This is a genomic window from Nocardia sp. CA-084685 (assembly GCF_050955785.1).
Lineage (GTDB): Bacteria > Actinomycetota > Actinomycetes > Mycobacteriales > Mycobacteriaceae > Nocardia.
In genome coordinates this window covers 4,610,704-4,632,790 of sequence record NZ_CP192094.1, presented here as the reverse complement: position 1 = coordinate 4,632,790, position 22,087 = coordinate 4,610,704, and the positions used below count along the sequence as shown (strand labels likewise).

The 22,087-nt window shown below is 64.4% G+C and carries 20 protein-coding genes; 10 read left to right on the top strand and 10 right to left on the bottom strand.

Annotated elements, in window-relative coordinates; genetic code table 11:
• The first annotated feature begins 35 nt into the window (after positions 1 to 35).
• Complete coding sequence (locus tag ACQP2U_RS21025) at positions 36 to 1,247, top strand: acyl-CoA dehydrogenase family protein (protein ID WP_433716226.1); 1,212 nt, start codon at positions 36 to 38, stop codon at positions 1,245 to 1,247.
• Positions 1,244 to 2,260: a phosphotransferase family protein gene (locus ACQP2U_RS21020; protein ID WP_433716225.1), complete on the top strand. Its 1,017-nt coding sequence runs from the start codon at positions 1,244 to 1,246 to the stop codon at positions 2,258 to 2,260. Before ACQP2U_RS21025 ends, ACQP2U_RS21020 begins: the two co-directional genes overlap by 4 nt.
• 10 nt (positions 2,261 to 2,270) lie before the next feature.
• Here ACQP2U_RS21020 and ACQP2U_RS21015 read toward each other — a convergent pair whose 3' ends face one another.
• Complete coding sequence (locus ACQP2U_RS21015) at positions 2,271 to 3,605, bottom strand: FAD-dependent oxidoreductase (RefSeq protein ID WP_433716224.1); 1,335 nt, start codon at positions 3,603 to 3,605, stop codon at positions 2,271 to 2,273.
• A 196-nt stretch (positions 3,606 to 3,801) separates the two neighbouring features.
• On the opposite strand from ACQP2U_RS21015, the gene ACQP2U_RS21010 reads away from it, so the two are divergent.
• Both ACQP2U_RS21010 and ACQP2U_RS21005 read left to right on the top strand, forming a co-directional pair.
• Positions 3,802 to 5,361, top strand: coding sequence for an aldehyde dehydrogenase family protein (locus ACQP2U_RS21010; protein WP_433716223.1), 1,560 nt, complete (start codon positions 3,802 to 3,804; stop codon positions 5,359 to 5,361).
• A gap of 63 nt (positions 5,362 to 5,424) precedes the next feature.
• The gene (locus ACQP2U_RS21005) at positions 5,425 to 6,129 is read left to right on the top strand and encodes a hypothetical protein (protein ID WP_433716222.1); all 705 of its coding nucleotides are present in this window, start codon (positions 5,425 to 5,427) and stop codon (positions 6,127 to 6,129) included.
• 83 nt (positions 6,130 to 6,212) lie between these two features.
• On the opposite strand, the gene ACQP2U_RS21000 is transcribed toward ACQP2U_RS21005, so the two are convergent.
• Positions 6,213 to 8,171, bottom strand: coding sequence for an FAD-dependent oxidoreductase (locus tag ACQP2U_RS21000; protein ID WP_433716221.1), 1,959 nt, complete (start codon positions 8,169 to 8,171; stop codon positions 6,213 to 6,215).
• Between the two features lie 86 nt (positions 8,172 to 8,257).
• Here ACQP2U_RS21000 and ACQP2U_RS20995 point away from each other — a divergent pair, with 86 nt between their 5' ends.
• Genes ACQP2U_RS20995 through ACQP2U_RS20970 form a run of 6 tightly spaced genes read left to right on the top strand, consistent with a single transcriptional unit; the run spans position 8,258 to position 14,446 of the window.
• A complete protein-coding gene (locus ACQP2U_RS20995) occupies positions 8,258 to 8,947 on the top strand; it encodes an alpha/beta fold hydrolase (RefSeq protein ID WP_433716220.1) in 690 nt (229 codons plus the stop codon).
• Positions 8,948 to 8,955: 8 nt separating this feature from the next.
• Entirely contained in the window at positions 8,956 to 9,993 is a 1,038-nt protein-coding gene (locus ACQP2U_RS20990; RefSeq protein ID WP_433716219.1) for a substrate-binding domain-containing protein, read from the top strand.
• A gap of 23 nt (positions 9,994 to 10,016) precedes the next feature.
• Positions 10,017 to 10,769, top strand: a complete 753-nt coding sequence (locus ACQP2U_RS20985) for an SDR family NAD(P)-dependent oxidoreductase (RefSeq protein WP_433716218.1) — start codon at positions 10,017 to 10,019, stop codon at positions 10,767 to 10,769.
• 10 nt (positions 10,770 to 10,779) lie between these two features.
• On the top strand, positions 10,780 to 11,943 hold the full coding sequence (locus ACQP2U_RS20980; RefSeq protein ID WP_433716217.1) for an ABC transporter ATP-binding protein: 1,164 nt from the start codon (positions 10,780 to 10,782) through the stop codon (positions 11,941 to 11,943).
• The gene (locus tag ACQP2U_RS20975; RefSeq protein ID WP_433716216.1) at positions 11,943 to 13,640 is read left to right on the top strand and encodes an ABC transporter permease; all 1,698 of its coding nucleotides are present in this window, start codon (positions 11,943 to 11,945) and stop codon (positions 13,638 to 13,640) included. Before ACQP2U_RS20980 ends, ACQP2U_RS20975 begins: the two co-directional genes overlap by 1 nt.
• Positions 13,641 to 13,681: 41 nt before the next feature.
• Complete coding sequence (locus ACQP2U_RS20970) at positions 13,682 to 14,446, top strand: SDR family NAD(P)-dependent oxidoreductase (protein WP_433716215.1); 765 nt, start codon at positions 13,682 to 13,684, stop codon at positions 14,444 to 14,446.
• Positions 14,447 to 14,590: 144 nt separating this feature from the next.
• On the opposite strand, the gene ACQP2U_RS20965 is transcribed toward ACQP2U_RS20970, so the two are convergent.
• The 8 genes from ACQP2U_RS20965 to ACQP2U_RS20930 all read right to left on the bottom strand — a co-directional run bounded on the left by ACQP2U_RS20965 (position 14,591) and on the right by ACQP2U_RS20930 (position 22,058).
• Complete coding sequence (locus ACQP2U_RS20965) at positions 14,591 to 15,610, bottom strand: MBL fold metallo-hydrolase (RefSeq protein ID WP_433716214.1); 1,020 nt, start codon at positions 15,608 to 15,610, stop codon at positions 14,591 to 14,593.
• Positions 15,607 to 15,942 carry an EthD domain-containing protein gene (locus ACQP2U_RS20960; protein WP_433716213.1) on the bottom strand — a complete coding sequence of 112 codons (336 nt, stop codon included), beginning with the start codon at positions 15,940 to 15,942 and terminating at the stop codon, positions 15,607 to 15,609. The genes ACQP2U_RS20965 and ACQP2U_RS20960 overlap by 4 nt, the downstream gene beginning before the upstream one ends.
• A gap of 67 nt (positions 15,943 to 16,009) precedes the next feature.
• Positions 16,010 to 16,633: a TetR/AcrR family transcriptional regulator gene (locus ACQP2U_RS20955; RefSeq protein WP_397029867.1), complete on the bottom strand. Its 624-nt coding sequence runs from the start codon at positions 16,631 to 16,633 to the stop codon at positions 16,010 to 16,012.
• A 45-nt stretch (positions 16,634 to 16,678) separates the two neighbouring features.
• The gene (locus tag ACQP2U_RS20950; RefSeq protein ID WP_433716212.1) at positions 16,679 to 18,196 is read right to left on the bottom strand and encodes a class I adenylate-forming enzyme family protein; all 1,518 of its coding nucleotides are present in this window, start codon (positions 18,194 to 18,196) and stop codon (positions 16,679 to 16,681) included.
• Positions 18,197 to 18,243: 47 nt separating this feature from the next.
• Complete coding sequence (locus tag ACQP2U_RS20945) at positions 18,244 to 19,308, bottom strand: NAD(P)-dependent alcohol dehydrogenase (RefSeq protein ID WP_433716211.1); 1,065 nt, start codon at positions 19,306 to 19,308, stop codon at positions 18,244 to 18,246.
• Positions 19,308 to 20,084 (bottom strand): SDR family NAD(P)-dependent oxidoreductase, encoded by a 777-nt coding sequence (locus tag ACQP2U_RS20940; RefSeq protein ID WP_433716210.1) that lies wholly within the window; start codon positions 20,082 to 20,084, stop codon positions 19,308 to 19,310. The genes ACQP2U_RS20945 and ACQP2U_RS20940 overlap by 1 nt, the downstream gene beginning before the upstream one ends.
• Positions 20,085 to 20,097: 13 nt before the next feature.
• Positions 20,098 to 20,859: an SDR family NAD(P)-dependent oxidoreductase gene (locus ACQP2U_RS20935; protein ID WP_397051966.1), complete on the bottom strand. Its 762-nt coding sequence runs from the start codon at positions 20,857 to 20,859 to the stop codon at positions 20,098 to 20,100.
• Positions 20,856 to 22,058, bottom strand: a complete 1,203-nt coding sequence (locus ACQP2U_RS20930; RefSeq protein ID WP_397085348.1) for an acyl-CoA dehydrogenase family protein — start codon at positions 22,056 to 22,058, stop codon at positions 20,856 to 20,858. Before ACQP2U_RS20930 ends, ACQP2U_RS20935 begins: the two co-directional genes overlap by 4 nt.
• Positions 22,059 to 22,087: the final 29 nt, after the last annotated feature.

Sequence of the window (22,087 nt, the reverse complement as noted above, 5' to 3'; positions counted from 1 at the left end):
ATTCGTGTCGTACTGATCAGGCGATAGGTAGGTATATGGCGATCGACTTGGCGTACTCGGCTGAGATCGCGGCATTGGTCGAACGGACCAGGGCATTCACCCGCGAGGTCGTCCTTCCGATCGAGGACCGGCATGGTGGCGACATCACCACCGCCGGTGGCGATATCGTGCGCAAGGATCTACAGGCGGCCGCCAAGCTCGCAGGCGTGTTCGCCCCGCATGCGCCGGTCGACTACGGCGGGATGGGATTGTCGATGTCGGATCGGGCGCCGGTCTTCGAGGAGGCCGGGTATTCACTCTTCGGTCCCATGGCATTGAACATCGCGGCACCCGACGAAGGAAATGTCCACCTACTCGCGCATGTCGCGAGCCCCGAGCAGAAGTCGCAATACCTTGCGCCCTTGGCGAGTGGGGAGATCAGGTCGGCGTTCGCGATGACCGAGCCCGCTCCGGGCGCGGGCTCGGATCCATCGGCGCTGACGACCCGGGCCGAGCGGACAGCGGCCGGGTGGCGCATCAACGGGCGCAAATGGTTCATCACCGGGGCCGACGGCGCCGGGTTCTTCATCATCATGGCGCGTACGTCGGGTCAGCCGGGGGAGCGTGGCGGGGCAACGATGTTCCTGACGCCGGCCGATGCAGCAGGACTGCACGTCGGGCGGCACATCCCGACAGCGGACCGCTCGATGCTCGGTGGTCACTGCGAGGTCACCTTCGAAGATCTGATGGTGCCCGATTCCGCGGTGCTCGGTGCAGTCGATAGAGGCTTCGAGTATGCGCAAGTTCGGCTCGGACCGGCCCGGATGACGCACGTCATGCGATGGCTCGGAGCCGCGCGCCGCGGCCACGATATCGCCGTACACCATGTGGCGCGGCGCGAGGCATTCGGTGCGAAACTCGGTGATCTCGGCATGATTCAGAAAATGGTCGCCGACAACGAGATAGATATCGCGGCAACCCGGTCGCTGCTCGTCCGGGCGTGCTGGGAACTCGACCGCGGCGGTGCCGCGTCCAATGCCACTTCGATCGCGAAAACCTTTGCCGCAGAGGCGATATTCCGAATCGTCGACCGCTCGGCGCAGATGTGCGGCGGCCTCGGCGTTGCCGAGGATCTGCCGCTGGCGCGGCTGGCACGTGAGGTGCGACCGTTTCGGGTGTACGACGGTCCCTCCGAGGTCCATCGCTGGGCTATCGCCAAACGGAGCGTCGGTGCGGTCGAACGCGCGATTCGTGAGGATTCCGCATGACGCTGCCGGGTATGGATGCCGAAGCGCTGCACCGTTTCCTGGTGGACAGCGGGGTCGAGATACGTGGCGAGCTGGTGATCGAACCGATCAGCGGCGGCCGCTCGAACCTGACTTACAAGGTTCGCGACGACGAGTCGACGTGGGTGGTCCGTCGCCCGCCGGTCAGCGGGCTGACACCATCCGCACACGATATGGCCCGCGAGTACACCGTTGCGCACGCCTTGCAAGGCACCCGGGTGCCGATCGCCGCAACCGTGGCGTTCGATGCGGCGGGCACCGCACTCGGCGTACCCATGACCGTCGTGGAATTCGTTGCGGGCCAAGTGGTGCGGGATCGATACGATCTCGCCGGCCTGACCGACGCACAGGTGGAGATGAGCACCTCGGCGTTGGTGGCGGCACTGGTCGAACTCCACGCTGTCGACTATCGCGCCGTCGGACTCGAATCGTTCGGTCGGCCCGACGGATTCCTCACCCGTCAAGTGACGTTGTGGGCAAGTCAATGGGAACGGGTGAAGACGCGCGAACTCGGTGACGCGATGACGCTGTTTCATGCTCTCGAAGAGCGTGTCCCGAAGGCATCGAGTGCCGCAATTGTGCACGGCGACTTCAGGATCGACAACACCATTCTCGATCTGGCTGGACCGGATATCGTCCGCGCCGTGGTGGACTGGGAGCTCTCGACGATCGGCGACCCGCTCACCGATGTCGCGCTCATGTGTGTCTACCGGTCCCCGGCATTCGATCAGGTCCTCGGAGCCGAAGCCGCGTGGACGAGCGCGCGGTTTCCTCCTGCGGATGCACTAGCCCAGCGCTATGCCGATGCATCCGGCAGAGACTTGGGCGAGTGGAACTTCTATCTCGCCCTCGCCAACTTCAAGCTCGCGGTCATCGGTGAGGGAATCGCCCACCGGGCTCGGCAAGGTGCCGACGCCGGAAACGGCGCGGCCGCGGCAGCCGAGGCGACACCGGAGTTCATGGCCGCAGGCTTACGGGCACTACGTCGGAGGTGAACCACGGCGGTCAGCCAGCCGGGACGGCCCGGTCGGCTGCCGCCCGGTCGGCCGCGGCAAGTCCGAATACAAGAGCGGCGGCGATTCCGCCGGTGTACGCGCGGTCGTAGAGACCGCCGATATCGGCGCCCGCCGCGAAGAGTCCATCGATGGTTGCCCCGCTGGTGGCAAGGACCCGGCCGTACCGGTCGATGCGAATGCCGTGAAATGGAAATGTCAGGGCCGGGCACACCTCGATGACGTAATACGGGCCGTGGTCGAGCGCTCGCGCGTCGTAGGTGCGCGAGGGCTGCGCGGCTGCGCCCGCCGCGTTGACAGCCCGGATCTGCCTGGCGATATCGACGCCGTCGTAGCCCCATTCGGCGGGCAGATACCGGAACTCGTCGAGGCTTTCGGCGATGCCACAACGGCCGCCGCGGCGTTGTGCCAGATCGAACTTGTCGAGCGCCTGCGCGCCCTTGACGTAACTTCCGGTGATCCAGTCTCGGTAGACCCGCTCGTCGGCGACGAGCAACCCTCGGGACTCGGGTTGGTCCAGCAGTTCCATGGTGGTCAGGTGATCGCCGATGGTTTCATCGGTAAACCGGCGGTTGTCGAGGTTGAACAGCAGGGCGTGCTCGCTGTAGTACAACGACAGCGCGACGAAGTCGGACGGATCGCGGAACGCTACCCCGGCGGGAATGAGGTGGCCGTAGAAACCGGAGCGTTCCGTGCCCGTCGCGGCCCCGACGCACTCGGCAAGCCGAAGTCCGTCGCCGACGCTGGTCGGGTTGGACCGCAACTGCATCGCGCTCGCATCGGGATGGATGTACTCGTCGACCAGCTCCGGATTCGCCTGAAACCCCCCGGTCGCGAGTATCGTTGCGCCAGCGCGAATCTCGCGGTCGGTGCCGTCCGGAAGTCGTACCCGAGCGCCGACGACGGAACCGTCCTCGGTGAGCAGGGCTCGAGTGTCGGTCTCGGTGAGCAGCTCGCCCTCGGCGCGGATTCGGCGCCGGCATTCGTCGATGTACCGGTTGGTGTCGAATTGATGGCCGGAACCGTAGCGCAGGACGGTGACCGCATCCGCGCATTCGACGCCGAGCGACCGGATCCAAGCGATACCAGGCCCGAATCCGTCGACAAGTGCGCGGCGCAACTCGATATCGCCGCGCGGGTTGACCTCGTCCATGATCGCGTGAGAGCCGGCCGTCCATGCATATCCCGCGAATTGCGCGGATCCGCCTACGGCGGCGGCCTTCTCGACGACGATCACGGAATTGCCTCGATGCAGCGATCGAGCCGCCGCGGTGAGCCCGGCCATCCCGCCGCCGATGACAAGTACGTCGGTGTGGACCTGCGGCATTAGATGCTCCTCACGCGTCGTGGTGCTGCCCAGCGTGCCGGTCACCGTAACTCTAAAACTGAAGTCAGTTCAAGTCTAGATTTGCTTGTGAAGTGGATCACGGTGCATGTACGGTGAAACCCGAACCGAGTTCAACTCAGTTCGGTCGGCGACAGCGCGCCGACGATAGGAACCTTGTCTTCGAGAGGAGCTTCGCGTGATCGATCGCGAATTCACGGGATTCTTTGTTGGGGGATCTTGGCGAAAGACGTCCTCCGATGACCGATTCGAGGTGATTTCGCCGGCCAGCGGAAAGCCGATCGGTTCGGTGCCCGCGGCTACCGAAGCGGATATCGACGCGGCCGTCGCCGCCGCCCGAGAGGCTTTCGACGGGTCCGACTGGCCGAAACTCAGTCCGGCGCAGCGCGGTGAGCACCTCGTTCGACTTGCCGCGGCGATCGCCGCACACGGGGACGAACTCGCCGAGCTCATCACCGACGAACTGGGCTGCAGCCATCTGCTCTCCCAGGTGTACCAGGCCGTCGCGCCGGTAATGAGCCTGAATTACGTCGCCGAAGTAGCGAAGTCGCTGCAGACCAGCGAACTCCGTGCCAGCGATCTGACCCCGTTCGCGGGATCGGGGGATGCGGTCGGCGTCATCCCGATGGCGGGCAAGAGCCTGGTCGTCAAGGAGCCGGTGGGCGTTGTCGCGGTATTTCCCGCCTATAACTTCGCTCTTCCCGCCGTGGCGCAAAAGATCGGTCCCGCGCTGATCGCCGGGTGCACGGTCGTTGTGAAGGCGACGGAGCCGAACCCGCTGGCGATCTTCACGCTCGGGAATCTGTTGCAGGAGATCGGTTTCCCTGCCGGAGTAATCAATATCGTGGCGGCGCGAGCAGGTGAGTCCGAGTATCTCGTCGGACATCCCGGTGTCGATATGGTGAGCTTCACCGGATCCACCGAGGTCGGCAAGAAGATCGGTGCGGCGTGCGGCGAACTGATTCGACCGGTGGTCCTGGAACTCGGCGGAAAATCGGCGGCGATCGTCCTGTCGGATGCCGATCCCGAGATCGTCGTCCCTACTCTCGTCGGCGCGAGTGTCGCCACCAATTCCGGCCAGAGCTGCGTCGCGCAGACCCGATTCCTGGTACCCACCCAACAGTACGAGTTCTACGCCGATGCGTTCACGCGTGCGTTCGAGGCGCTGAAGGTAGGCGATCCGCGCGACGCCGACACAGTGGTGGGACCGGTGATCACCAAGTCGCATCTCGAGCGCATCGAAGCGCATCTGGCCCGGGCCGTCGAGCAAGGAGCGACGATACGCACCGGCGGCCGACGACCGGTGCATCTCTCGGAGGGCTGGTACATCGAACCGACGTTGGTCACCGGCGTCACGAACGATATGGACATCGCGCAGAACGAGATATTCGGGCCGGTGGCAGTTTTGATCGCGCACGACGGTGAAGAAGATGCCGTCCGGATCGCCAATCAGAGTCGCTTCGGTCTTGCCGGATCGGTCTTCACGGCCGACTGCGCACATGGTTTCGAGGTCGCACGGAGAATTCGAACGGGGACCTTCTCGGTGAACACATTCGCCGCGGATCTCGGCTCTCCTTTCGGTGGCTACAAAGAGTCCGGACTCGGGCGCGAGCACGGCGTCGATGCGGTGCAGGAATACCTGCTGCAGAAGACGATCTCCATCGATCCCAGCCTCGACCTCCCCCAAGAAGTCGTGTCCGGCGTACCAGTCGGACGCGGTCCGGGCATTACCGCCTGATTCCAGAATCAGCAGTAGTGCCAACTTGTTTCGACACATGAAGAACCGATGAGGATTCAAGCAATGGAATTCAAGAAGTTCGCGGTAACGGCTGCGCTGGTGACCACCGGACTGGGCATCAGCGCCGGAACCGTCCATGCCGCGCCCACCTCCGGCCACGGTGACGTCGATTTCACCGCTTCGGCGATCGACCGGTCCACGATCATCACGACAAGCGCGGGATCGATGGTTGTCGAGGATGGTGTATTCAAGATCAAGGCGGCCGATGGGGCCACCCTGGCCGGTACCGAATTACGGTTCCGTGTCGATGATTTCGAATTCCCAATCGCCGCGGAGATCAACGACCGCACCGCGACCCTGGCCCCGCAGTTCGATATGGCACACGCGACCTACAAGCCGGTCGCGTTGCCGTATGAGGATCAGGCGCCGTGGAAGACCCCGTATGACCGTGAGCAGGCCGCCTGGAACCGCCTGACCAGTACCATCAGCGCGGGTGCCACGATCGGCACGCTGGTCGGTGGCCTGGCCGGCGGTGCGGCAGGCTGCGTACTCGGTGGCATCGCCGGTGCGACGGTCGCCGCGGCGACCATCGTCGGTTTGTTCGGTCCCTTCATTCCGGCGGCCGCCATCGGCTGCCTGGGCGGTATTGTCGCTGTCGGCGCGTTGGGCACCCTGGCCGGTCAGATCCTGGTGACCGCGCCGGTCGCGATCGGTGCGGCGATCCAGTACTTCACCACCATCAACCAGCCGATGCCGACCCCGAAGTAGTTCGCCGAGTGCGACAGTAAGCAACGGAAAGCTCACGCCCCGCTCGGATCCCGTGCCGAGCGGGGCGTGAGTAGGTATACGGGCTAAACCGATCGGACAGCCGTGTCCGTGATCGCCTGCGCCGCAGCGTATCCCTCCGCCACCGCGTGCGAGACCCGGCGTGGCACGACCGCATCCCCGATCACTTGCACTCGTGCTCGCGGAAGGGCCTGCTCGATGGCCTGCCAGTCTGAGGCGATCCTTTCTCCGACGGCAACAGCATGTTCGCACCCAACTTCGAATGTCCTGCCAGACAGGAGATGTCGGCAGAACACTACGGTACCTGCGCTGTTCGTTCGTATCTCTGTCACCGTCGCGCCGACGACGAACTCCACCGGGCTCCCGGCAAGGCGTTTCATCAGTTGGACCCGGCTTTCCGGAGGGATGGTGGCCGCGAATGCGGGTCCTGGGACCACTACCGTCACCTGTGCGGCTCCTGCTGCCAGCGCGGCTTCCAGCGCGCCGACGGCAAGCCATGAGCCGAAGCCGTCGTCGGCGATGACCACCCGATCTCCCGGTGTTATCGCATGCCGATCGGCGATGAGACCTGTCGAGGACAGTGCATCGGGCGTTGGTAGCTCAGTGGCGCCGGTCGCGATGATGACCTGAGCGAAATCGCCCAGTTCATGGGGTGTTACGCGGTGTCCGAGTCGGACATCGGCATTGCCGAGATTGTCTGTGTAGAAGCGCAGTAGCTTCGACCAGCCCGCCCGGTTCGGCGCCTGCGCCGCCACGGCCAGCTGCCCACCGATCCGGTCGCGCGCTTCGAACAGCGTCACGTCGTGCGTCGCGGTGAGTTGGAGCGTGGCCTCCAGGCCTGCCGGTCCGGCACCCACCACCGCGACTCGCCCCGACGCTGCCGGTGACGGTCCGAACCGGAGCGGCGATGCCGGGCGGGCATCGTGGCCAGGCGGGGCCAGGGTCGGATTCACCGAGCACAGCAGTACCGGAGTGAATGAGCGGCAGTCCTCATTGCAGGATACGCACGGCCGGATCTGAGAGTCATTGCCCCGCAGTAACTTCAGCGGCAGTTGCGGGTCAGCGATGAGTGGCCGGGCCAGCCCGATCATATCGGCTCCGGCCGCCAACGCGGATTCGATGTCCGCCCTTGAACGAAACGCCTGCGACACCAGCAACGGCCGCGCCGATGCCGCGCGCAGCCTCCGCACGTGCGTGAGCAGCGGCGGCTCGGAGGTCGCCATATCGCGCACATATGTCGTCCGCACCCCTGCGGTCACATTCACATAGTCGAACCTGTCGAGCAACGGCATCAGCTCGCACAGTCCGTCCAGGTCCAGACCAGCCTCCTCCGCGCCATCGATCGAAACGCGCACCCCGAGCACCACTTCCGGACAAGACGCCTTGATCTCGGCATACAGCCGGTACAGAACCTGCACCCGCCCCGCAACCGTGCCGGACTCAGCCCGGACGTTGGAAGAGGGCGAAAGGAACTGGGCCAGCAAATAGCCATGGGCCGCATGCAGTTCGATCGCGGGGAACCCCGCTTCGACAGCATGGCGGGAACTGGCGACAAAACTCGCGATCATTCGATCGACGTCGGCGTCGATCATTGTCCTGGCGCGCACCGGTTCTCGCGGCGATCTGATGCTCGACGGCGCGATCGGGTGCTCCCAGATCTCGGCGCCGAGTGTTTCGCGTCCGAGGTGCACGAGTTGGCATACCGGAACGGCACCTTCGCTACTGATCGCGGCCGCACGCGCCCGCAGACCGCTGATCGCCTCGGGCCGCCATGCCTCGGTGATATTGCCGATTCGATTCGCCGATTCCGGACTCACCACCGTGCCGCCCGCGATTACCATCGCCGCACCCCCGGCGGCGCAGCGCCGCCAGTACTCCGCGTCGCCGGGCTGTGCCAGGCCGCCACCGACCACCCCGGATCCGTGCGCGGTGGCGACCAGACGATTCCGCAGCTGTACTGCGCCGATCCGCAGCGGCCGGGATGCCTGGCCAGCGGATACAAGATCTACTTGAACTGGATTCACTTCATAAGTTTGTCTCCATGTGATTGACACCACAAGTGGCTGCGGATAGATTCTCAAACTGAGATCAGTTCAGTTTCGGAGGTTCGATGTCGTTTCTACTCGTGCACGGAGCGGGTATGGCCGCCTCCTGCTGGGATCGCTTGCTGCCGTTGCTCACCGGGCCGACGGTCGCCGTCGACCTGCCCGGCCGCGGAAAGCGGTCCGACCGGGACGTCCACGGAGTAACCCTGGACGACTGTGCTGCGGCGATCGTGGAGGACGCGGCCGATCTCACCGACATCGTGATGGTCGCGCATTCGTTCGCCGGAGTGTCGGTTCCGCGGGTGCTACCGGAGTTGGCCGATCGCATCCAGCACGTCGTGTTCCTGTCCGCCGTCGTACCGCCGCACGGGACACGCGTGCTCGACCAGATCGATCCGGCTGTCCAGGCCGCCGTGCGGCAGTCGATCGTCGGCGGGGTTTATCACCAGGACCGTGCTGCCGCGATCGCCATGTTGTGCAACGACATGTCACCCGAGCAGACGGAATGGACTGCCGATCAGGTCATCGATGATTCGGCGGCATTGCTCGAGGAAACGGTAGATCTCTCGGGCCTGTCGGCCGACCTTCCGCGAACCTACATTCGCCTCACCAAAGATGCGTGCTACTCGCCGGATCTGCAATCGCGGTCCGCCGACCTCGTCGGTGGAAGCACCCGATTTCTCGAATCGGGCCATATGCCGATGGTCTCGATCCCGAACGATCTGGCCGCTCTTCTCGATCAGGTAAGGAAATAGATTCCCTCATGAAATCTCTGACCAAGGCGGTCGCAGCGCTCGCGATTGTCGCCTCGACATTCGGCCTGGCCGCCTGCGGCGGGAATTCGTCCGCCTCGAAGCCCGTCGCGGGCAGCTGGGAGGACGTGGTCGCCGCGGCCAACGCGGAGGGCGCCGTGATGCTCTACTCGAGCCAGAAGCCAGCCAACCTCGAAGCCCTCAAGTCCGCGTTCCAGGCAAAGTATCCGCGAATCAAGCTGGACTTCGTGCGCGGTACCGACGCCGACATCAACCCGCGGGTGGAGACCGAGAAGAAGACCGGGAAGGGCACCGCCGATGTGCACATGCTGACCGATGCGGCGTGGATTACCAATGCCGCGAAATCGGGATCGTACTCCACCGAGTTGGTCGGGCCGGATCTGACCGCTCCCGAATATCAGCCGGACAAGAGTGTGCTCAGCAACCGGTTCTTCCTGACGAGCGCGGCGGTTTTCGCGCTGGGCTGGAACACCGGTGCGGTCCCGAACGGCCTGAAATCTCCCCAGGACATACTGAATCCCGCCTATCGGGGCAAGATCGGAATCGTCAATCCGTCCGGCATCGCCTCGTATGTCGATCTGTACCGGTACTACGCGCGCACCTATGGCGAGGACTACTGGAAGCAACTCGCCGCCCTGAAGCCACGGATCTACCCGAGCGCTCTGGGTGTCGCCCAGGCACTGACCTCCAGTGAAATTGTCGTGACGCCTTCGGTTCAACCCTTGGTGACCGAAGTGGCCGCAGGGGCCCCGGTCAATTGGGCTCTGCCATCGTCGCCGTGGGGCACCCCCTGGTACAGCCAGGTGACGAGTGTGGCGCCGCATCCCAATGCCGCACAGGTACTGGCGGATTTCATGGTCACCCGCGAAGGACAGACAGCACTCAACGGGGGATACGCGGCGGCGTTGGCCGATATCCCCGGCGCGGTAGCCCGAGCGCAAGACATCGCTGCACCGGACACCAGTGATCTGACCCCGGAGAAGATCGAGAAGTACTCCCAAGAGTGGTCACAACTTTTCCAGAGCTGACAGTGGACGGGAGTACTGCATTGATGCGCGGAGTCAACGTATTGGTCACCGGAGCGTCCGGCGGAATCGGCGGCGCGACCGCCGAACTGTTCACGAGCAAGGGCGCGACGGTGTACCTCACCGACCTCGACGATGCGGCGGGAGAGCGCCGTGCACACGAACTGGGTCCGACCGCGCATTACCGTCGACTCGATGTGACTGCCGAATCCGATTGGCGGGCAGTCACTTCCGATATGGATCGCGCGGGACACCCGCTCCAGGTGCTGGTGAACAGCGCCGGAGCGGCAATGAAAGCGCCGCTGACGCAAACCACGCTGCAGCAGTTCCGCAGGATGATCGACCTCAATCTGGTCGGCACGTTCCTCGGGCTGCGGGCGGCCGCCGCGGCGATGGTCGCAGGTGGCTCGGTCATCAACATCTCGTCGCTGCGGGGCGTGCTCGCGACCGCCGAACTCGGTGCCTACGGCGCGTCGAAATTCGGTGTTCGCGCCCTGAATAAGGTCGCGGCACTCGAACTGGCCGATCGTGGCATCCGTGTCAACACGGTGTGCCCGGGCAGCATCGACACCGAGATCACCGCGGTTCCCGACTTCGCCGCGGACGACGTCGAAGCCTATGTGCAGAGCATCCCCATGAAGCGACGTGGCAGCCCGATGGAGGTCGCGAAGGCGATCTTGTTCCTTGCCGGTGACGACAGCAGCTATGTCACCGGGATCGACTTGCTGGTCGATGGCGGCACCGCCGCCGGCGTCCGCACACCCAAGAAGCAGACCTAGAAGGCATGAGATGAGCTCGCAGTTCACAGTTTCCGGTCTCACCAAGACCTATGGATCGAATGTCGTCGTCGACCAGCTCGACCTCGCGATCGAGGAAGGCGAACTCCTCGTACTGCTCGGCCCGAGTGGCTGCGGCAAGACAACCACCTTGCGCTGTCTCGCCGGATTGGAGACACCCCAGGATGGTTCGATCACCTTCAAGGACCGACGCGTCTTCGACGCCGAGGCGAAGCTGAATGTGCCTGTCCACAAACGGAATATCGGAATGGTGTTCCAGTCGTACGCACTGTGGCCACATATGACCGTGCGCAAGAACATCCGATATCCGCTACAGGTCCGCAAATTGCGGAAGGAGATCTCCGGCGGAGCCGTCGAAAGTGCCGCCGCCATGGTCGATTGCACGGAGCTGCTCGACCGGTACCCGGCGCAGCTCAGCGGTGGACAGCAACAGCGCGTCGCGGTGGCCCGCGGCCTGGTGGCCCGGCCCGATCTGGTGCTCTTCGACGAACCATTGAGCAACCTTGATGCCAGATTGCGGGATCAGGTTCGCTCGCAAATCCATCAGCTGCATCGAAGCCTCGGATTCACAGCGGTTTTCGTCACTCACGACCAGGCCGAGGCATTCGCCCTCGGCGACCGCGTCGCCATTATGAAGGCGGGCAAGATCGAACAGTATGATGCGCCCGAGCAGGTTTTCGAGCATCCGGTATCGGAGTACGTGGCCGCGTTCATCGGTATGGCAAACCGGCTGGAACTGCGCCGCGGTCCCGGTGGCTGGATCACCTCGGCCGGCGACGATATCGACCTGACGCGTGCGGTGGTGCGCGGACGAGCCGACGAAGGTACGTCCGCGGTCGCGCGGCTACGTCCCGACGATGTCGTGGTGCATTCGTCGATCGACGAAGTGCCGCAGGGCGATGTGGCATTGCATGCCGAGTTGGTGACATACGAATACGGCGGCCGCCACTTCGACGTCACCGTCCGAACGGGTGGCGAACAGCTCGCGGTACGAGTCGATGCGGCCACCCATGGCGCCATGTTGCGCCGAAGCCGCCCAGCAGATCCCATGATCGTCAGTTTCTCGCCGGCGAGTTTGCGGGTATTCGCGCAGCCCGACGTCGCAGGCGCCGATGTGCCGGTGCTGGCCGCGGCGGGGGCGGGAGGGCAGTCGTGATGGCCACGATGACCGCTGCGGCCACCCGGTCCCTCGCGATACCCGCGCGAGTGCGAGCCAGAATCGGATATCTGGCCTTGCTGACAGTTCTCGCCTATCTGGTCGTATTGCCGATGATCCGGCTGCAATCGCTGGCGTTCGAAAACGGCGCGCAAGGGTATCGAAACCAGTACGGGCGCTTCGATATCGCGGAAACGATCGGGACCACCATCGCGCTGGCGCTCGGCTCGCTCGTGATCGCGATGGTGCTCGGCACGGTGCTGGCATTCGCGGCGAGCCGACTGCCGGACCGACTCGGCTTCCTGCGGATCATTCCGATCCTGCCGATCGTCATGCCCGCGGTCGCCAACGTCGTCGGCTGGGCCTTTCTGCTGTCGCCGGGGCCCGGCTATTTGAATATGGTGCTGAGGAAGTTGCCGTGGTGGAGCGGATCGGATACGGGACCGATCGATGTCTACACCGTTCCGTGGATCATCATTCTCACCGCCTTCGGGCTGACGTCGTTCGTCTACCTTTTCGTCAGCGCGGGCATGCAGAACATCAGCTCGGAACATCTCGAGGCCGCACAGGTGAGCGGGTCGTCCACGCTCGGAGTGTTCTTCCGGGTGGTGCTGCCTTTGCTGCGCCCGTCGTTGATCTACGGCGGCGGAATCGCGTTGCTGCTCGGCCTCGGCCAGTTCACCGGTCCTCTGTTGCTGGGCCAGAACAGTGGCGTCAAGGTGCTCACCACCGAAATGTATCGGCGAGTCTCCGAATCACCGTCGGACTTCGCCGCGGCCGCTGCGGCCGGTTCGCCACTGGTGATCTTCGGGCTGGTATTGGTACTGATCCAGAAGGCTTTGCTGGGCAACCAGACTCGCTTCGTCACGCACGGCGGCAAGGCATTCGCGCCATCCACCGGCCGCGCCACCTGGGCCGTGGTGACGATCATCGGCTACGCGTTGTTCGCCCTCGTTATCCCTTTGGTCGGGTTGATCATCGTGTCCTCGACGCGGTACTGGTCGGGGTCGCTGTCGTGGAACCTGTTCACGCTCAATAATTTCCGAGAGTTGGTCGGTACGGAAGCGATTGTCGAATCGGTGATCACCAGTGTGCTGACATCGCTGGGCGCGGTGGCGATCTGTGTACCCATCGGCTACGTGATGGCCAACCTGTTGGTACGCGGCCGACGCCACAAAATACTGGCGCTCATCGGTGATTTCATCACGGCATTGCCGCTCGGCATCCCGGCGGTGATCTTCGGCGTCGGTTTCTTGCTCACCTACACCGAGCCGCCACTGATCCTGTACGGGACGCGAACAGTGATCATCCTCGTCTACGTCGTACTGATGTTGCCCTTCGCGACGCGAATGCAGATGACTGCGATGCTTTCCCTCGGCAACACCTATACCGAGGCGTCGGCAACCAGCGGAGCATCACCATTCGTGACGAACGCGCGGATCATGCTGCCGTTGATGCGTCCCACCATCCTCAGCGCGGTCGCCTTGATGTTCATCCTGCTCACCCACGAATTCGCGGCCTCGCTGCTGGTGCGCGCGTCGACCACTCAGGTGATGGGGACCCTGCTGTTCGATATGTGGCAGAACGGTTCCTACCCGCTGGTCGCGGCGATGGCATTGCTCATGACCGCGGTAACCACGATCGGTGTCGCACTCGCCATGCTGGTCGGCGGCCGCAACGTACTCGGCAAGCTCTGACAGTCGGAGCCCAGCTTCGACTGCGAAAGGACTGCACAGCAATGACTCTCGGTGTTTCGAGGCTCGATGGCAAGGTTGTGTTGGTGACCGGTGCGACAGGGGGGATCGGCGTCGAAATCGTGCGCCGCCTGGCCGAGGAGGGGGCCTCGGTTGTGGTGACCGACGTCGACGTCGAGGCGTGCGAGAAGCTCAGCGCCGGCCTGGAACACGATGCGCGGCATCAGGTTCTCGGATTGGACATCACCCAAGAGTCGCAGTGGCAGCGGGCGATGTCCGCGGTGTCCGACCGCTTCTCGAGTTTGGATGCCGTCGTCAACAACGGTGCCATCGGCAGCCTGGCATCGGTGGTGGACGAAGATCTGAACCGATACAACCGGGTGATCGAGGTGAGTCAGACCGGCACCTGGCTCGGCATGAAGCATGCGGGCGCACTGATCGAGCGGACCGGCGGCGGATCGATCGTCAATATCTGCTCGATCCTCGGCACGGTCGGCGGCCTTGGCAACAGCGTGGCCTATGCGGCGGCGAAGGGGGCCGTGCGCAGCATGACGAAGAACGCCGCATTGCATTGGGCGACAAAGGGAGTGCGAGTCAACTCGATCCACCCGGGCTTCATCGAAACCCCGCAGCTTCTGGAACGATACGAGGGCACCGAGCGACACCGGGCGATGGTCGCGAACACACCCATGGGCAGACTCGGTCGCGCCGAAGAGGTCGCCGCCGCCGTCGCATTCCTGGCGGGCGACGATTCGACCTTCATCACCGGCACCGAACTCTACGTGGACGGCGGCTGGACCTGCGCCTGACCGGCGAAGCTGTCGGCGTCGATAGTGATGCGATGCCTGCGCAGCAGAAAGCCCGTACCTCGATCACATCAGAGGTACGGGCTTTCTGTGTGGGATCTGCTCGTCACGTGCGCCGTGTCCGCGCCCAGCGGACGCTCAGGCGCATTATGTGGCCACCCGGAAGGCCATAACGCCGTCCACATCCTTCGCGGACAACATATTTCGGGCGACCAGGACATCCAGATGCGCCATCGTCTCGCACGTCGCGACCATCTGATTGAAGTCGTCGAGGGTGCTGAACGCGCGGTCGCGCCGCGTCCATGTCAATGCTCGGGCCACTGCCACGCCGGTGCACGGACCAAGATCGCCGACGACGGTGACGATTTGCTCGAACCGGTGGTCGTGGTGGGCGAGAAGTTCACGAGCGCGTTGCCCGACGCTGCCTCCGGTGGGCCCATGTGCGGGCAGCATCTTCTGCCCGTCATCGTCGCGTAGCAGCACCAATGACCGGAGGAAGTTATCCAATGGCAGTTCCCACGGGCCCAATTCGAATCCGATCGATGGGGTGATCGTGGGCAGCACGTGGTCTCCGGTGAAGACCAGCCCTTTCGCGCGATCCTGAAAGATCATGTGGCCCTTGGTATGTCCGGGAGTCGCTACCGCATGGAGATCGAGCCCGGGAATGGGCAGTGCGCCGGGGCGCAGCCAGTGATCGGGCTGTTCCCAATCGTCGCGTTCGAACGGCTCGGCGATACCTGCCGCATGAGCTCGTCGTGCGATATCGTCCGCGCCCGCCCGCCGCAGTTCCCGTAGCGAACTGTCAGGGACGTTGCTGTTCAGTTTGTGGATGGCGTTGAGTCCGTCGGCTTCATCGATGCCGAGATGAACTCGACAGCCGTGCCGACGGCGCAGTTCGATGGCGAAAGTGTAGTGGTCGCGGTGGATATGGGTGACGAAGACATCGTGAATTTCGGCTGGCGACCGGCCGATGCGGACCAATGCGTCGGAGAGCTCCCGGTAAGTGTCGGGCCGGTGCCAGCCGCCGTCGATGAGTACGAGGCCGGCGTCGGTTTCCAGTACGTAGACGTTGACCGCGCGCAGGCCGTCCTGCGGCATCTGTAGCGGGATGCGGTGGATCCCTTCGGTTATCGGATAACACCCGGGTTCGGCCCATTCGGCGCTCATTCGACCGCCGGGGCGAGTGGCACCATTGTCTTCTCCTCGCCGTACCAGATCATGCGACGTCCCCGCATGGTGCCCACGTTCTCGACGGCGGCCTTCCATTCCGGGCTCGCCAATGCGGCTTCGAGTGCTTCGCGAGATTCGAAACTCAGAATCGACAGACCGTCCCAACCGGACGATTTCTCGTCGAAGGATTCGAGGAGTTCGGTGTGCTGCCAGCGCAGCAGGCCTGGCAGCGGGTAGGTCACCTCCGCGTGTTCGCCCCGCCACCATTCGATGAACTGCTCATGGGTCCAACCGCTGGGACGCGATGCGAGGACGATCAGGTTGTACATGCGACTCCTAACTGAATTCTGTTCAGTTTCGGCGGGCGTAGAGATCCCCCCTGCGGGAGGTGGGATCTCAGTTACGCACGATCCGTACTGCTGCTTCGGTGACCGACTCGGTGATCTGCGCGAGGGTGACGTTGCCCTTCGGCCGGTACCAGCGCCAGACGCTGATCACCAGGCCGAGGACCATTCGACCGAGCATGCGTGGATCGCCCGGAGTGAAGACGCCGGCCTCGATTCCGTCCGAGATCAGCCCGGTCCAATTCTGCTCGATCTGTCGCACGAGCTCACGCGACCGCAGGCGTTCGGCCTCTTCCTTGGCCGACTGACGCGGGGCGGCGAGCAAATCCATATGGTTCTGCAGGATCCGGCGCTGCAGGGCATCGGTCGGCGAGGCGGTCAGCGCCGCGGCGATGGCGGCGCGCAACGCTTGCTCCGGGTCGGCCTGATCAGCGACCGCGGCGTTGAATCTTTCGGCCGAGTCGGCCAGTTCCAGTCGCATGATCGTCAGCAGGCAGTGGGCCTTCGACTCGAAATAGTGGTACAGCGCGGTCTGACCGATACCCACCTCGTCGGCGATCGACGCCCATTTGGTGTGCTCGTAACCGACTTTCCCGAATTGCTTGATGGCGGCGGTGAGAATTCCGCTTCGCTTCGAGCGCGCGCTTTCGCGGCGGACCTCCGAGTCGACGGTCATCAGCTCTCATACCCCCGCATTCGATGGTGTGGATTCGACATGACTCTACCGGAACTGAGGTGAACTCGGGTCAACTGCGGTGGCCAGCTCTGTTGCTAACCGCACCGCGTCGGGCCGGGACAACTTGCCGACGGTGTTCTGCGGCAGGTCTTGCACGGTGAACAGGTACTCGGGCCACTTCGACTTGGGAAAGTCCGCCGCCGCAAGCTGATCGGTGACAGTGGCCAATGTCAGCGATTCGCCGTCGGTGACCACCAGTGCTGCCGCTCGTTCGCCGAGCATGGCATCGGGTACCGGGACAACGCACACCTGCACGATGCCCGGCACGTTCGCGATGGCGGATTCGAGTTCGTTGATATCGATATTGCGGCCGCCTCGGATAATGATCTGCTTCTGGCGCCCGGTCACCCGGATCGAGCCATCGATGGCGACCTCGACCAGATCGCCGGTCGGGAGGAAACCGTCCGCGGTGAGCGTCGGGGGAATCGCGACGCCGCCTCGGGCATAACCGACGAACAGGGACGGGCCCTGCACCTGCGCATCGCCGACCTCGCCGGCGGCCACGACGTTCCCAGTGGTGTCGACCGCCCGTACGACGGTGCCGCGGAACGGTCGCCCGTCCCGGCCGAGCCTGATGGCGGGCGGGTCGTCGAGTTGTGGCGTGGTGTGTCCGAGACATTCGGACATACCGAAAACCCGCAGGAACGTGGTACCGAGCTTTTCCTCGGCCGCACGCAGTGCGCGTTCGTTCATCGGACCACCGCCGACGGTCATCGCCCGCAGGGCGGACAACATGCCTTCGGAGCCCTCGGCCACCGACAACTGCAGGGCCATGGTCGGAACCAGCATCGTCCATGCGACGCGGTCTTCCGCCATGGCCGCCAGGGCGGCGGCGGGTTCCCATTTGCCGATCGACACCATCGTGCCGCCGAGATAGGCGGGCAGGTACATGCCGAAACAGAAGGCGGCTACCGAAGACAGTGGCACGAAAGCTCCCACTGCCGCATCCGGCTCCAGTCCAACGGTGTCGATGGTGCACTGGCAGGCATAGCGGATGGCTTCTTCGGATTGCACAACACATTTGGGACGCCCGGTCGAGCCGGAAGTCATCGCTATGGCTGTGCCCCCGTGCCATCTGTCCACCGAGTCGAACGGGCCCGTTCGCGAGCGCAACACGCGCGCATCGAAGGCGGTATCCCGAATCGGGAAGCGATCGTCCCGCACACCCCAGCGCAGCAGCGAGTCAGGTGCCGCGACCACCAGATCCGGGGCGATATCCGCGACAGCCAGTGCGAACTCGGATTCGGTGGCATGCGCGCCGAATACTGCGACGACACCACCACGCAGACCGACCGCCACGGCCGCCGCCACAGTGTGCCAGGTGTTATCGGCCTGGATGAGGACGGTGGGCGGGGCCGGATCGATGGACTCGATCCGCTCGGCCAGCGCTCGGGCCGCTGCCACGATCTTTCCGAGAGTGTGGCGACCGAATTCGTCCACAACTGCCGTCTGCTCCGGCGTGCGCTGTGCCCGCTCGATCATTTCGTGCGCAAGTGTCTTCATCGCCCTACTTCTCTCGCGACGCTCGATATCTGTCTACTCGCTTCGACTCACTTGGGTGCTCGGCTCGTCAATAGAGGCGGCACGAGTACCGCGCGTCCGGCGACGGTTCCGGCCCGAAGGCGCCGGTAGATGTCGACCGCATCGGTGAGGGGATACGTCGTGGACTCGACGTGGAGTGTCGCGCCGATAGCCATATCGACCACCGCCTGCAGATCCGATCGGGCACCCCAGAATGGTGCGTCCACCTGCCACCCTGCGGCGAGGCCGATGCGCTTGCCCACGGCCAGGCGACCGCCCGCACTGCCGACGACCGCGAGTCGGCCTCCTGGCGCGAGTGCTCGCGCGGCCGACTCCATCGTGTCGGAGGCGCCGACGAAATCCAGGATTAGGTCGGCGCCGCTGTCGAGTGCCGGAAGCGCCGCGGCGAGATCGGCAAACGCCGCATCGCTGCCCAGCCGCAATGCGGTATGGAGTGTTTCCGGCCGGTTGTCGATGGCGAGGACACGTCCGGCACCGAAGTGGCGAAGGATCTGAATCGCCAGGTGACCGAGCCCACCGACACCGATCACGACACAGATCGCGGATTCGTCGATGACATCGGCGTGCTGGCGCACGGCGTGGTAGGCGGTCGTCCCAGCATCCGCGAGTGGAGCGGCGATGGCGGGTTCGAGATCACCTGTGCGAACAAGGAATCGGGCCGAGGGCACAACCATGGCCTGTGCCAGACCGCCGTGATAGCCGAGGCCATTGCCGATCGCAGCCAGTCTGCCGTCCGGACGAGGCCGCAGCGTCAGACAGTAGTTCTCCCGTCCACGCGCACAATTGCGGCAGCGGCCACAGCCCCAGATGCCATGGACCACAACGGCTTCACCGAGCCAGGATTGGTCCGCACCGGGACCGGCATCGATCACCGTGCCCGCGACTTCATGGCCGAGAGTGAGCGGCAGCGGATAGTCGAAGCTCGATTCGGCGGCATCCATGACGTGCAGATCGGAGCGGCACAGCCCCGCCGCGGTCACCTGTAACAGGAGTTCTTCTCCACGCGGCTCCGGAACCGCGACTTCACGCAACTGTGGTTCGCTACCCCACTCGGTCAGTTGGACGGCCAGCATCAGCGAGCCGTCCAGCCGCCGTCGACAATGAGCGTCTGCCCGGTCATATAGGACGACGCGTCGGAGGCGAGAAACAGGACCGCGCCGTCGACTTCACCGGCATTGCCACCACGGCCGAGCATGGTGTTGCGGCGCACCCACCCGGCCGACTTCTCGTTGTCGAACAGGCCATCGGTCATCTCGGTGTCGAACCAGCCCGGCACTACCGCGTTCACCCGGATCCCTTTGCGCCCCCACTGCCCGGCGAGTTCCCTGGTGAGTCCGAGTATCCCGGCCTTGGACGCGGCGTAGCTCGCGCCGCCGATCGGTGCGGTCGAAACCAGCCCGATCACCGAAGAAATATTGATATACGACGCGCGTGCCCCCTCGGGCAGTCGCATCGCGGCATAGGTGGCGAGGTGAAATCCCGCGACCAGGTTGACCTCGAGAATCGATGCGAACCCGGCTACCGTTTCGTCTTCGGCATGCGGGGGACCGGGCTTGCCCGCGTTGTTGACCAGCACATCGAGCCGTCCGGACTGCTCATAGCAGCGGTCGACCAACATCCGGCGGTCCTCCTCGGATGTCACATCACAACGGACCGGAACGACCCGTGGGTTATCCACGGCCAGCGCCGCCAACCGGTCGAGCCTGCGGGCCGCCGCGTACACGGTGGCCCCGGCACCGGCGAGAGCGTTCGCGAAGCCCATTCCGAGGCCGGACGAAGCGCCGGTGACGATCGCGACCCGGCCGGACAACCCGAACAGATCGTCCAGCGTCGTTCCGGTGGCACTCATATCGTTTCGCATATCAGTACACCGCGGTCCGGCCGCCATCGACGGGGATGATCGCACCGGTGGTGTAACCGGCGGCGGCACTCGCCAAATGGGTGACCAGACCGGCGATTTCCTCCGGCCGCCCCAGCCGGCCCGCGGGCAGGCGATCGATGATCTTCCCGACGAACTCCTCATCCCAGTTCTCGGCCATATCTGTCGCGAATCCGCCCGGCATCACGCAATTGACGCGCACAGTGGGCGCGTATTCCTGAGCGAACGCCATGGTCAATGCGTTGAGCCCGTTCTTGGCCGCCGCGTACATCGCCTCGGGCGGACTCGGCCGGACGGCCCCGATACTCGAGATATTGATGATCGACCCGCCACCGGCGGCGGCCATCCGGGCACCGGCAACCGCCATCAGGCGAAACGGGCCCTTCAGGTTGACCTCGATGGTCTTGTCCCACAACCCTTCCGAGACCGACAGCAGATTGTCGGCCAGCGGTGCGATACCCGCGTTGTTCACGACGATATCGAGACTGCCGAAATCGGCGATGATACGATCCACGGCCGGTTCGATCGAATCCCATTTGCCCACATGCAATTCGAATGGGTGCGCGCTGCCCGGCCCTTCGCCGTCGCCGAGTGCGGCAACGGCCTGCTCGCAGGCGTCGCGTTTGCGGCTGGACACGATAACCGTGCAGCCCGCGTCCCGCAGTCCGCGCGCGATCGCCAGTCCGAGGCCGCGGCTGGCGCCGGTGACCAAGGCGACCTTTCCGGTCAATTCCGTTGTGCTCATTTGTGCTTCTTCAATTCGAGGCGGGCGATGGTACGCAGGTGTACTTCGTTGGGACCGTCGGCGATCTGCAGCGCCCGGGTGATGGCGTACAGGCGGGCCAGGACGGTGTCGTCACTGACGCCGGCGGCACCGTAGGTCTGCACCGCGCGGTCGACGACGGTGTGCGCCACCTCCATTGCCGAAACCTTGATGGCGGCGACTTCCGATCGAGCGGCGGCGTTCCCGTAGTTGTCGATGAGCCAGGCCGACTTCAGGACAAGCAGGCGGATCTGGTCGATCTCGATGCGGCTGCGGGCAATCCACTCGCGTACGACCCCGCGATCGGCCAGTGGACCGCCGAATGCGATGCGCTCCAGAGAGCGTTGGCACATCATGTCCAGCGCCCGCTCGGCCATGCCGATGGCGCGCATCGCATAATGCATTCGGCCCGGTCCCAACCGGCCCTGGGCGATGGCGAATCCGTCACCTTCGGCACCGAGCATGTTCTCGGCGGGGACGCGGACATCGGTGAACTGGACTTCGCCGTGGCCGAGCCGGTCATGGAAGCCGAACATCGGAAGATCGCGCAGCACTTCGATTCCCGGGGTGTCACGGGGGACCAGAATCATGCTCTGCTGGCGATATGTGGGTGCCTGCGGATCCGATTTGCCCATGAAGATGATGAGTTTGCAGTCCGGATCGAGAATGCCGGAGGTGTACCACTTGCGGCCGTTGAGGACGTACTCGTCGCCGTCGCGGACGATCGTGGAGGTGATGTTGGTGGCGTCGGAACTGGCCACCGCGGGTTCGGTCATCGCGAATGCGGAGCGAATAGTGCAGTCCAACAATGGTTTCAGCCAAAGCTGGCGCTGTTTCTCGGTCCCGTACATGGCCAGAATTTCCATATTCCCGGTGTCGGGAGCCGAGCAGTTGATGGCTTCGTTGCCGATGATGGATCGACCGACTACCTCGGCCAATGGCGCGTACTCCAGATTGGTGAGTCCGGCGCCGAGCCCGTCGTGGGTCATGAACAGATTCCACAGACCTGATTCGCGGGCCTTGACCTGCATATCGCGCATGACCTGCGGCTGCTCATGGGGGTTGTCGTTCGCCGCGATCTGGGCGTCGAACACCTGCTCCGCCGGATAGACGTACTCGTCCATGAAGGATTCGAGTTTGCCGAGCAGATCCTGCGTGCGGGGGGAGTAGGAGAAATCCACGGTGCGGCTCCTGAACTGGTGCGGTCGAT